This is a genomic window from Rhizobium favelukesii (assembly GCF_000577275.2).
GTDB lineage: Bacteria > Pseudomonadota > Alphaproteobacteria > Rhizobiales > Rhizobiaceae > Rhizobium > Rhizobium favelukesii.
This window is the reverse complement of record NZ_HG916854.1, coordinates 438,546-451,403: the sequence shown is the minus strand read 5'-3', so window position 1 is coordinate 451,403 and position 12,858 is coordinate 438,546. Positions and strand designations below refer to the sequence as shown.

6 protein-coding genes are annotated in these 12,858 nt (G+C 59.4%); 2 read left to right on the top strand and 4 right to left on the bottom strand.

Features of this window, described 5'->3' with window-relative positions; all coding sequences use genetic code 11:
- The first annotated feature begins 338 nt into the window (after positions 1-338).
- On the top strand, positions 339-605 hold the full coding sequence (locus tag LPU83_RS62175; RefSeq protein WP_024314165.1) for a DUF2277 domain-containing protein: 267 nt from the start codon (positions 339-341) through the stop codon (positions 603-605).
- A 109-nt stretch (positions 606-714) separates the two neighbouring features.
- On the opposite strand, the gene glgB is transcribed toward LPU83_RS62175, so the two are convergent.
- From glgB to LPU83_RS62155, 4 genes are all read right to left on the bottom strand, one after another.
- Positions 715-2,922: a 1,4-alpha-glucan branching protein GlgB gene (gene glgB, locus LPU83_RS62170; RefSeq protein WP_024314166.1), complete on the bottom strand. Its 2,208-nt coding sequence runs from the start codon at positions 2,920-2,922 to the stop codon at positions 715-717.
- Positions 2,919-6,218, bottom strand: a complete 3,300-nt coding sequence (treS, locus tag LPU83_RS62165) for a maltose alpha-D-glucosyltransferase (RefSeq protein ID WP_112334130.1) — start codon at positions 6,216-6,218, stop codon at positions 2,919-2,921. The genes glgB and treS overlap by 4 nt, the downstream gene beginning before the upstream one ends.
- A 24-nt stretch (positions 6,219-6,242) precedes the next feature.
- Complete coding sequence (locus LPU83_RS62160) at positions 6,243-9,497, bottom strand: maltotransferase domain-containing protein (RefSeq protein WP_024314168.1); 3,255 nt, start codon at positions 9,495-9,497, stop codon at positions 6,243-6,245.
- A 388-nt stretch (positions 9,498-9,885) separates the two neighbouring features.
- Positions 9,886-10,863 carry a DUF72 domain-containing protein gene (locus LPU83_RS62155; protein ID WP_024314169.1) on the bottom strand — a complete coding sequence of 326 codons (978 nt, stop codon included), beginning with the start codon at positions 10,861-10,863 and terminating at the stop codon, positions 9,886-9,888.
- A 259-nt stretch (positions 10,864-11,122) separates the two neighbouring features.
- On the opposite strand from LPU83_RS62155, the gene araD reads away from it, so the two are divergent.
- Entirely contained in the window at positions 11,123-12,853 is a 1,731-nt protein-coding gene (araD, locus tag LPU83_RS62150) for an L-arabinonate dehydratase (RefSeq protein ID WP_029709951.1), read from the top strand.
- Positions 12,854-12,858: the final 5 nt, after the last annotated feature.

Below are 12,858 nucleotides of genomic sequence, written 5' to 3'. Positions count from 1 at the left end.
CTCGAAAGAGTTCGAGTTCATGAAGCTTGCCGTCCACGACGTGCAGAAGCACATTAACAGCCGGGTGGAACTCAACGCCTTTATTGTCGAAGTCGTGGCCTTCCGTAGGAACACGCCACTTTACGCTGGCTGGGGTTGCTGCATTTGGGGCCGGCAGCGTCTAGCCCCGCTACGGCCGACGTCGCGTACCGAAGTGCGGAAAGCTGCGCCCTGCCTTGCGGTGCACAGCTTTCCGCCGTGGCCCGGCTTGGCCCGGTTGCAATTAGCGCTCGCGCGACTATTTGCTATGCTGGCCACCCTCCCCTCAGTGGCAGAGAGAAGATCACCGGGAGCAAGTCATGTGCCGAAATATAAAACCCCTGTTCAATTTCGATCCGCCAGCGACGGACGACGAGATCCATGATGCCGCGCTCCAGTTCGTGCGTAAGGTGAGCGGAACGAGCAAACCGTCGAAACGCAATGAGATCGCGTTCGAGCGCGCGGTCGGTTCGATCGCGGCATGCGCCCGCGAGCTGCTCGATTCGCTGGAGACTTCTCAACCTCCTCGCGATCGCGAGGAAGTGGCGGCAAAGGCGCGCGCGAGAACGGCGATCCGGTTCGCGTAGGAGAGTCCCGTCACGCACAGGAGATCTCAGTCAGGTCTTAAGTTGGCGCATTCCGGAAGCCCGTCAGCGACAGGGAATCGCCGCTTGGCTGTCGAGCGACAAATAATGCTTAACCCGTCCATCCCAGGAAAACCGTCGCAAGCGGTGGGAGTGTGAGCGGGATTGAGAACTCCTTGCCATGCGTCTGCTGGCGCTCCGCTCGTGCTTCGATCTGCCCGAGATCAGCTCCTCCATAGACAGCGGCATCAGTGTTGAGCATCACCTCCCAGCGGCCTCCCGCCGGAACCCCAACGCGGTAATCCTTCCTTGGCAACGGCGTAAGATTGGATATGATCAGGACATGCGAGGAACGGTCTTTCGCACTGCGCAGCATGCCGTAGACCGAATTTTCCACATCATCCGCAACCACCCATTCGAAGCCCGTGGCATCCAGGTCGCTGAACTGCAATGCCGGCTCTCGCGTGTAGAGACTGTTCAGGTCGCGGATCAGGCGCTGCATGCCCACATGATCCGGCCGGTCGAGCAGATCCCAATGTACGGAGCCGTCATGGCTCCATTCGCCCTCTTGGGCGATTTCTCCGCCCATGAAGAGCAGCTTCTTGCCCGGATGCCCCCACATGAAGCCGTAGTAGGAGCGTAGGTTGGCGAGCTTCTGCCAGTGATCGCCCGGCATCTTGCCGAAGAGCGAGCCTTTGCCGTGCACCACCTCGTCATGGGAGAGTGGCAGAATGAAGCGTTCGGAATAGGCGTAGATCATGCCGAAGGTCATCGCCGAGTGGTGATACTTGCGATAGACCGGGTCGTCCTGCATGTAATGCAGCGTGTCGTGCATCCACCCCATGTTCCACTTGAAATCAAAACCGAGGCCGCCCTCGTCCAGCCGCTTCGTGACGCCGGGCCAGGCGGTGGACTCTTCGGCGACTGTGAAGGCATGGGGGCAGCGGTGATGGATGATGCTGTTCAGGTGTTTCAAGAATTCGACTGCTTCGAAGTTCTCGCGGCCGCCGTACTCGTTCGGTATCCATTCGCCCTCGTTGCGGCTGTAGTCACGGTAGAGCATCGAGGCGACTGCGTCGACGCGCAGCCCATCCACGTGGTAGTGCTCCAGCCATTCGAGGGCGCTGGCAATCAGGAAACCTTTCACCTCGTTGCGACCGAGATTGTAGATCAAAGTGTTCCAGTCCTTGTGAAACCCCTCCCGCAAGTCTTCGTGCTCATAAAGTGCGGTCCCGTCGAAGCGGGCGAGCCCCCAGACATCGGTGGGGAAATGGGCTGGCACCCAATCGAGAATGACGCCGATGCCTTCGGCATGGCAGCGATCCACGAAATAGGCGAAGTCTTCTGGCGTGCCATGTCGACCGGTCGGCGCGAAGAGGCCAAGCGGCTGATAGCCCCAGGAACCGCCGAACGGATGTTCCATGATCGGCAGCAATTCGATGTGCGTGAAGCCGAGGTCTCGGGCATAGGGAACCAGCCTTTGGCTAAGTTCGACCCAATCGAGCGGTCGGTTTTTCTCCTCGGTGATCCTGAGCCAGGACCCGAGGTGCACCTCGTAGATCGAGAGAGCACCGTCGAGAGCTCGGTCCGCGCGGTGCGTGCGCATCCAATCCTCGTCGCTCCAGCGGAAAGGTTTCGCGGAGGCGACGATCGAGGCCGTCGAGGGTGCGGCTTCGCTGGCACGGGCAACCGGGTCTGCCTTTTGCGGCAGGAGATTGCCATGAGCGTCTATCAGTTCGAACTTATAGCGCTCGCCATGCGTGAGGCGGGGGATGAAAAGCTCCCACACGCCTGCCTGGGGCCTCAGCCGCATCGGATGGCGTCTTCCATCCCAGGAATTGAAGTCGCCGATAACGGACACACGCCGGGCATTCGGTGCCCATAGGGCAAAACGCACGCCCTGGACGCCATCAATTTCCATCGGAAGGGCACCGAGTGTGCGGCCGAGATCATAGTGGGTCCCCTGAGCGATCAGATGCAGGTCAAGGTCGCCGAGCAGCAGGCCGAGCGCGTAAGGGTCCTCGGTCTCCTGCATGGCATCGGGCCAGTTGATGCGAAAGAGGTACCTGGTCGGGCTGGAGATCGCCCCAGCAAAGAGCCCACCCGCGTGTATCGTTTCCAGCCGCGTCAGCACGCGATTGGTGCCAACCTCCACGACATCCACGGAGATCGCAGCCGGCAACAGCGCTCTTATTACGGTAAGATCGCCGTACTGATGAGGTCCAAGAATTGAAAACGGATCGCCGTGGCGGCCTTCGACGATTTCCTGAAGAGCCTCCTGGACAGTGCCAATCATCAGGTCTGCGCGCTCGTATCTCATGCGACGTTCTCCAAGAGCCTGGATGCGATGGCCGACAAACCGGCAACCGGTAGGGCCAGCCAATTGGGACGGTTATGGGCCTCATAGGCGATCTCATAGGCCGCCTTCTCCAACAGGAACAGATCGATGATGCGACCGCGTGAATGTGCTGGAATTCTGAGGTCTCGGGCGTTGTCGATCGCGTCGAAATAGGCTTGGAGGAATGCTGCTTCGGCCATTTCGATAAAGCGTGCCACGAGCGCCGCATTCCTCTCGCTATCCACCTGGCTCACCACGTCTGTGTCAAGATCTGCCGACGCCGCCAAATAGCTGAGTGATCTCAGTAGCCCTGCGACGTCTCGCAGCGGATTGGTCTTGGCGCGACGTTCGTCAAGATCTCGGGTGGGTTCGCCCTCAAAATCGATGATGTAGGCATCGCCCTCCGAGACCAGGATCTGGCCAAGATGAAAGTCGCCATGATTGCGGATCATGAGGGTACCAGCTGCAGCCTTAGCAAGATGGCTGGCTGCATTCAACAGGTCCTCGCGTTCTTCGATGAGCGGCCCGATCTGTTGAGCGATCGCCGGAGCCAGGCTGTCGCGGGTCTCCTCGAGAATGGCGAGGCTGGCCTTGATTTGCTTCTTGACGGCGTTTCCCAGTGCTTCGGCATCCGCGTTGGACATCCTGACCGGTTTGAAAGCCTCATCATCGGTTGGCCGCGCCAGCGCCGCATGCAATTCGCCGAGGCGTTTGCCGGCTGCAGCGACAAAGTCGACGAGCGGTTTGAAATGCTCGTCCATCATTTCCTCGTCAAGGCCGATAACCAGTATCTCATCGATCGAGCGGCGAAGATTGCTGAGCATCCAGTCCCAGGCATCGCCTTGATTGCGGATGGCCGCCTGCACGATGATGAACGTGTACCTGCTGCCATCCGGGGCAATGCGCGCGACTTCGCCGAGCAGCTGCGCCGTATTTTTGTACCCAACTTGGGTGAGGTGGCGGGTCATCTCCACCTCGGGATGGGTGCCTGGGAAGATATGGCGGATGAGCTTTACCATCGCCATGTCGCCGATGATCAAGGAACTGTTGGATTGCTCGGCTGAGATCCACCGCACCGGCACGTCATCGTTGACGTGCATGCAGTCCAGCTGCTCCGTGCCGAGGAATTCCAGTCTGCCGGTGCGGCCGGAGATTACTGCATGTTCACAGAGCCCGCGGACGACGCCGCGTGCGAGACCCTCCATTACAAAACCGTCGGTTAAAAACCCCACGCGTCGGCTTTGACGGAGGCGGGCAAAAGCCAGTTGCTGCGCAAGCGCAGTCGGCTGACTGTCGTCCCACGAAACCGCAAGCGGCAGGAGATAGGTGTCGACGCGCCCATCAAGCTCTGCCTCCAGTTCTCCCAAGAGGAGGTTGCCGGCAAAGGGAAGTGGCGTCGCGGCCACGAGGCAGGCACGCCTTAACGGCTCGCCCTTGCCGCCGAACCAGCGCCGCTTGGCGAGATAGGCCGGCAGAACCTCGTTCGAGAGCGTCCGCGAAAGCGTTGGCTCGTCGACCAATTCCTGCAGATTGCGCCGCACCACTACGGTCATCATGTCCTGCAACTGCTCGGGAGGTTCGGTGCGCCAGGCAGGTCCATCTGCGTCCTGAGCGAGCTTGAACCAGAAGAACCCGTATGGCGGAAGCGTGAGCAGGTAGGTGAGCCGACCAATCGGCGGGAATGGAGACATGCCCGTCAGCTCAATCGGCACGCGGCCGTCAAACTGCGCGAGATCGAGTTCGACGGCCTGCGGCAGCCGGGAAAGGTTTCCGACGCAAAGGATCGTCTCGTTATCGTATTCACGCAAGTATGCCAGGATCTTGCGGTTGCCAGGCGCCAGGAACCTCAAGGTGCCGCGTCCAAAGGCCATGTGCCTATTGCGCAAGGCCAGCATGTGTCGGGTCCAGTTGAACAACGAGTGCGCGTCGGCTGCTTGCGCCTCGACGTTCACCGCCTCGTAGCCATAAAGAGGATCCATGATAGGCGGCAGCACGAGCCGTGCCGGGTCGGCTCGGGAAAACCCGCCGTTGCGGTCCGGAGACCATTGCATCGGCGTGCGCACACCATCGCGGTCGCCAAGATAGATATTGTCGCCCATTCCGATCTCGTCGCCATAATAGATCACCGGTGTACCCGGCATGGAGAGCAACAGGGCGTTCATCAACTCGACGCGGCGACGGTCGCGCTCCATGAGCGGTGAAAGACGGCGCCGGATGCCGAGATTAATGCGGGCGCGGCGGTCGGCGGCATAGATGTTCCAGAGATAGTCGCGCTCTTCATCAGTCACCATTTCGAGCGTCAGCTCGTCATGGTTGCGAAGAAAGATCGCCCACTGACAATTCTCAGGGATTTCCGGCGTCTGCCGCATAATGTCGGTGATAGGGAAGCGATCTTCCTTGGCGATCGCCATATACATGCGCGGCATGAGCGGGAAGTGGAATGCCATATGGCACTCGTCGCCGTCGCCGAAATATTCGCGCGTATCCTCCGGCCACTGATTGGCTTCGGCAAGGAGCATCTTGCCTGGATGTGTCGCATCGAGAGCAGAGCGGATTTTCTTCAGGATCGCGTGCGTCTCCGGAAGGTTCTCGTTGATCGTGCCTTCTCTCTCGACCAGATAAGGGATGGCGTCGAGCCGGAAGCCATCGATGCCGGTTTCAAGCCAGAACCGCATTACGCCCAGAAGTTCCTCCAGGACCAGCGGATTATCGAAATTGAGGTCGGGCTGGTGGGAGTAGAACCGGTGCCAATAATACGCGCCAGCCACTGCGTCCCAGGTCCAGTTGGACTTTTCGGTGTCGAGAAAGATGATGCGCGTTTCCGGGAATTTCTGATCCGTATCCGACCAGACATAGAACTCCCGCTCCGGAGAGCCAAGAGGGGCCAAGCGGGCTCGCTGGAACCATGGGTGCTGGTCGGACGTGTGATTGATGACGAGCTCGATGATCACGCGAAGACCGCGTTGGTGAGCCGCTTCGACGAAGGCTTTGAATTCTTCCGTCGTGCCGTAGTCCGAGCTGATATTGGTATAGTCGGCGATATCATATCCGTCGTCACGACGTGGCGAAGGGAAAAACGGCAGCAGCCAGATCGTATTGGCACCAAGCGCTTCAATATGATCGAGCTTTTCGTGCAAGCCCGTGAAGTCGCCAATACCATCGCCATTGGCATCGAAGAACGATTTGATGTGAAGTTGGTAGATGACCGCGTCCTTGTACCACAGGGGATCGGGCTCGGGCGCGTCGGTGTCAGTGAGTGGGCCATGGCTTACGGTCATCGTGTCCATTTCGTTTTTCCTCCCTTATCTCACGCGCCAGATCGCGAACGGCAGGCCTGCATGCGGATCGAGCCGAATGCGCTGGATCTTGCCGGTCCATGTGGATCTCAAACCGGTGATCAAGTCCTCGAGGTCGAGCGCGCCGTCGTCCGGCAGGTTCCATGACCAGAGTGGAATTTCCACATCGGCTTCATGTGCATTGTATGGATCGAGGTTGACGGCAATCAGCAGAGCGTTCTCACGGCTCGTGCTTGCCTTCTCATAGAACATGATGTTGTCGTTCCAGGCTGTGAGAAGCTGAAGGCCGAGATGCGAATGCAGAGCCGGGTTCTCGTTTCGGATCCGGTTGAGCATGGCAATCTCGGATTTGATGTTCCCCCGCCGGTCGTAGTCCCAGGCGCGAATCTCATACTTTTCCGAGTCGGCATATTCCTTGCGCTTTGCGTCGGGCCGGCCTTCGCAAAGCTCAAAACCATTATAGACGCCCCAAAGTCCAGACAGTGTCGCGGCGAGCGCAGCACGGACCAGATAGGCAGGGCGCGGCGCGTTCTGCAGGAAATCAGGGTTGATGTCGTGCGTGTTGACAAAAAAGTGGGGCCGGAAGAATTCCTTCGGTTCCTGCGTGGTGATCTCGCGCATGTACTGCTCGAGCTCCCACTTGGCGTTGCGCCATGTAAAATAGGTGTATGACTGTGAAAAGCCGATCTTGGCGAGCCGATACATGACCTTCGGCTTGGTGAAGGCCTCCGATAGGAAGACGACCTCTGGATGCCGCAAGCGGATATCGGCGATTAGCCATTCCCAGAACGGAAACGGTTTGGTGTGCGGATTGTCGACGCGGAAGAGCTTGACACCGTTGTCGACCCATTTTTGTACGATGTCGCGCAACTCAATCCATAGTGCGGGGATCGCGTCATGGGCGTAGAAATCAACGTTGACGATGTCCTCGTATTTCTTCGGCGGATTTTCCGCATAGCGGATCGTGCCATCCGGCCGCCAATCGAACCAGCCGGGATGTTTACTCAACCAGGGATGGTCGGGCGAGCACTGGATTGCCAGGTCGAGCGCGATTTCGAGACCTGTGTCGCCAGCTGCTTCGATCAACCGACGCAAATCGTCGAACGTGCCGAGCTCGGGATGGATCGCTTCGTGGCCGCCCGCCTCCGAGCCGATCCCGTAGGGGCTGCCGGGATCTGCTGGCGCGGCCTGGAGACTGTTGTTCTTGCCTTTGCGGTTCGTCTGGCCGATCGGATGGATGGGCGTGAAATAGAGCACGTCAAAGCCCATCGCGCGGATGGCTGGCAGGCGTTTGATGACATCGTCAAAGGTGCCGTGGCGGTTTGGATCGCCGCTCTGGGAGCGTGGAAAAATCTGGTACCAGCTCGCAAACGCAGCTGCGGCGCGTTCCGCATCGAGCGGGATGGTCTGCGAGCGAACCCGATACGGACGGCGATCGGCCTTAGCCATTAGTTCGGCCGTCTCGGCGGCGAGCAGGATTTCGATCCGCTGGGGGTCCTGCACCTCGGTCAGCCTGTCGAAGACCGTTCGCAGCCGGTTTTTGATCCGACCGGATGAATTGTCGAGCGCATCGAGCACGTGGTTGATGCCCTCCTGGATTTCCAGGCGCAGATCGACCCGCGCCTCGTGCTTCTTGCTGAACTCGTAGCGGAAGATGGCGAATGGATTGCGCCAGCCTTCGACCAAAAACTCGTGCCGCCCCATGCGCTTCGGCGTGAATTCCGCCTGCCACCGATCATTTTCGATCAACTGCATGGGGACCTCGTTCCAGTTCGCCTCGTCGGCCGGTCGCCAGAGCAGGGCCGCCGACAGGGGATCATGGCCATCGCCGAAAATATCTGCTTCGACTTTCACCGTCTCGCCAACGACGCGCTTGACGACGAAACGCCCCTCATCGACCGCCGGCGCGATGTTCTCAATAGCCAGCCTTGCAGAAGCCGCTGCGTCCTCGACACGAGGTACCGCGACCGCATCAACGATCGGAATTGATGATGTTCCTTCGAACAGACGCAGTTCACCCGGCCTCAATTTAAGCTGAGCGGTAAAGGTTTCGTCTTCCGCATCGAGTGCCTGCAGCGGCAGAAAAGCGGAGGCCGCTTCGCGGACCGCGTTAAATGGCGCATGCGCCACCCGCCGCAGGTCGCGATTGAGGACGACGACGCGCGCCTTCTGCGACGTGCGGATGTCCTCCTGCTCGGTCTGCATCAAGGCGACCGTCGGCGCCTGACTGGCAAAAACCAACCTGAGCGGCTGCCGGGCGAAGCCGGCCGCGGTCTTGTTGGTTCCCGCGCTCACAGTGCGAATGTCGCCTGAGAGATCGAAAGAGCCGACTTCACGAAGTCCAGGCAAGCCGGTTGCGTCGCCATGCATCGGATCGAGGGGCGTGGCCACACCGTATTCGAAGCCCATGGGGATCATCAGGCCACTGGCAAATGTGGAAGCCAGTTTCAGTGCTCGCACAGCCTTGCGCTCTAGAACCTCGCAACTGTCGATACCGTTGGCGACGCGCTTGCCGAACGGTGCTTCCGGGAAGGTAATCTGATAGCCGATCTGCCGTTGGATCTGGTATTCGTCCATGATCCAGCGGTCCTCAAGGTTCCACCATGCAAGCGAGGAGAAGCTGCCGTCAAATCCGGTTCCCTCAAGTGCGTTGCGGTCTTCGAAGGCGCTCCCTGGCGTCCAGGCAAGAAAGGTCGTTTGCGGAGCCGATTTCCGGGTCGCGGCGATAAGGTCGTACCATGCTTGCGGCGCCAGGCGCCCGATCCCCAAGCAGCGGAAGCCTGCGATGCCGAGGCCGGCAAGCCAAATCATGCGATTGCGCCAATCCTCGACGTGGTTGGCTTCGCTGATGAAATCGATGCGACGGCTGCGGCTTTCATGCGGTGTCACCCGCGGATCGGCCGGAATTGGCTCGGCAGCTTTGTCATCGAGGGCTGCCCGGTCGACGACAAGGTCGAGCATCAGCTTGATGTCTTTTTCTCGAGCCGCCTGGACCAACGCCGTGAGCCCGTCCTCGACGGATTCACCTAGTCCCAGTTCAGGGTCAAGACGGTCGAAATTCCTGACGACAAAGACACTAGCATTTTGGCCGCGTTCGAAAACGGGGGCAGTGAGTACCGTGTCGAGACCAAGATCCTTGGCATGCGCAAAGACCTCTCTCCAGGCATCGCACCCCTTCAGCATCAAGGGATGCACGTAATAAATCTGCGGCGGCAGCCGCAAGAGGGAGCGTCGGGAATCGAACTGGGAGCGCGTATCCATGGGGTAATGCCTTGCCGCAGCGTTTTGGGTCTAACGGAAGGTCACCGGAACTTGTTCCCTCAAAACGTGGCAAATCGGCCGTCTTGTTGAAGCCGCTTTTGTCGCACTCACAAGAAAGGCTGCGATAGGGAGCGCATCTGCGCCTTGGCCGCGCTCGTTCGCGAAAAATCCGGAAGAATGCCGTGTCTTCGAGCCTTTCGCGCTATTAGAGGGAAATTTCGGTCGCGAAGACCTCGACGTGTTGAAGCGTTTCAAGCGATAGCGCGCGTCCGTTAAATTGGATTTGCGCGCTCGAGATCTGCAATTTTCGGAGGCCTTGAAAGAATTCAGGATACCGGCACAACAGGCCCGTTCTTGTTGCCGGCTACAGTCAGATCCCGTTGCTGTATTAATGACGACTGCTCGTCAACGGCCAGTGTCGCCGTGCCAACTCGACCACGCGCTTTTTCTTGCGAGACCGTTTCGGCAGCTTGAATTCGTCTGCTTCGACGGCGGCGCCAAGGCGCTCGGCAAGCGAATGCGCATCGAGCGGTGCGCGAACCTTCACGTCATTGTCGAAATAGACATAGACGTCGCGACCTTTTTCAGATCCCGGCAGCGGCAGCGTGATGCGCTCGGCATTGACGGGCTCCTTCCCATGCGCCCATGCATCGATGCGCTTCGCCCAGATATCCAGTGCCTCGTCGTCATAACCGCTGACATAAAGCTCCTTGGAGCCGTGCAGGCGGCAATAGACGAAGTCGGCCGTCACATCCATCAGCCGTGGCCATTCGACCGAATCCGCGCAAACGAGGCCGACACCATGCTCCCTGAGGAGCTCGATGAAGGCCTTGTCGCGGAAACTGTCGTGGCGGATCTCCAGCGCGTGGCGCAAGGGCTGCTTGCCCTCGCTTGTCAGCCAGTCGCGTCCGTTGAGCCTGGTGTCGTGGCGCTTGGCGAAGTCTGCAGCTTCTTCCGTATCTTTTGGAAGCATCGCGAGGAAGGACGCAAAAAGATCCGCATCGAATTTCAGGTTCGGCGGAAACTGCCAGAGGATCGGTCCGAGCTTCGGCCCCAGTCGCAACAGACCGGAGGCGAAGAAATTGGCAAGCGGCGTTTTGCTCTCCCTCAGGCGCAGCATGTGCGTGATATAGCGTGAGCCTTTAACCGAGAAGACGAAATCGTCAGGAACCTCCTCACGCCAGTGCGCGAAGGCCTCGGGTGTCTGCAAACCATAGAAGGTTCCGTTGATCTCTATCGAGGAGAAGTGGCGCGAGGCATAGGCCAATTCCCGCTTTTGCGGCAGTCCTGTCGGATAGAAGACGCCGCGCCAGGGCGCATAGGTCCAGCCTGACAGGCCGATGCGGATGGTACCGGTTTTTCCCATGCCGAAGGAACCGAGCGGAGGCTGACTTGTTCCTCACCCATCCGAGCTTGCGGAGATAACCTGGCCTGCAGCGAGGTTACCGCAGGTAGAAAGAGGCTCCTTAAGTGATCGGGCGCTGCGTGCCGGTATTCAAAGTGAACGCCTTCCGGTCGCTCGGCCCGTCTGAGGCAACCGTAGAAACACTAATGCATTAGTGTATTGAAATCGAAAACTGTCGATGGTAATACGGTCGTGACGAAACCCAAGTCGGATGTGCCCCATGCCCAAAAATGCAGATCAGCTCCGTAGCGCTCGATGGTTCGCACCAGATGATCTACGCGCTTCCGGCCATCGCTCCCGTCTGATGCAGATGGGGTATGACGCGAAGGATTGGGGCAGGAAACCGATCATCGCCATCCTGAATACGTGGTCGGATCTCAATCCATGCCATGCGCATTTCAAGCACCGCGTCGAGGATGTGAAACGCGGTGTATTGCAGGCAGGCGGCTTTCCGGTGGAACTGCCGGTGCAGTCTCTATCAGAGACTGCTCTGAAGCCCACGACGATGCTCTATCGCAACTTTCTTGCCATGGAGGCGGAAGAGCTTCTTCGCGGTCATCCCATCGATGGCGCCGTGCTGATGGGCGGCTGCGATAAGACCACGCCTGCCCTGATCATGGGCGCGATCAGCGCCGGTTTTCCGATGATCTTCCTGCCGGCCGGGCCGATGTTGCGCGGCAATTATAAGGGCGAACATCTCGGCTCCGGCTCGGACGCATGGAAATATTGGGACGAACGCCGCGCCGGCAACATCACTGAAGATCAATGGACCGGCGTCGAGGAGGGAATTGCACGCTCCTACGGTCATTGCATGACCTTCGGCACCGCAAGCACCATGACGGCGATCGCCGAATCCCTCGGCTTGACGCTGCCGGGCGCAAGCTCGATTCCCGCAGCCGATGCCAACCATATCCGCATGAGTGCGCGCGTCGGTCGGCGCATCGTCGAGATGATCTTCGAGGATCTGACGCCGGACAAGATCATCACCGAGAAGTCGGTTGAGAATGCCACGACGATCGCGATGGCGACAGGCTGTTCCACCAATGCGGTGGTGCACCTGATCGCGATGGCGCGTCGCGCCGGCGTGCCCTTGACCCTTGACGATCTGGACAAGGCTGGCCGTAAGACGCCGATCATCGCCAATATCCGACCCTCCGGCAAGCAGTATCTGATGGAGGATTTCTACTATGCCGGGGGGCTGAGGGCTCTGATGGCAGAAATGAAGCAACGCCTGCATCTCGATGCGATGACGGTGAGCGGCTTTCCGCTCGGCGAAACACTCCAGGGTGCGGTGGTTTACAACGCGGATGTCATCCGACCGCTGTCGGACCCAATCTACCACGAGGGTTCACTTGCCGTCCTCAAGGGCAATCTTGCACCCGACGGCTGTGTGATAAAGCCCTCCGCCTGCGAAGAACGGCTGCGAGTGCATGAAGGTCCCGCACTCGTCTTCGACAGTTATCCCGAGATGAAGGCGGCGATCGACGACGATGATCTCGACGTGAGCGCCGATCACGTCCTGGTCCTGCGCAATGCCGGGCCGAAGGGTGGTCCCGGCATGCCGGAATGGGGGATGCTGCCAATCCCGAAGAAGATCCTGAAGCAGGGCTATCGCGATATGCTGCGCATTTCCGACGCCCGCATGAGCGGCACGAGCTATGGTGCCTGCATCCTGCACGTGGCGCCCGAATCCCATATAGGCGGGCCGCTTGCGCTGGTGCGCACCGGCGACATCATTCGCGTCGACGTTCCGAACCGCTCCATCGACATGCTGGTGGACGAGGAGACGCTGGCAAAGCGGCGTGCCGAATGGACAGTGCCGGCCGACAAATATGAACGCGGCTATGGCTGGATGTTCTCAAAGCACATCAAACAGGCGAATGACGGCTGCGATTTCGATTTCCTCGAGAAGGATTTCGGTGCGGCCGCCGGCGAGCCCGACATTTTTTGATTGCC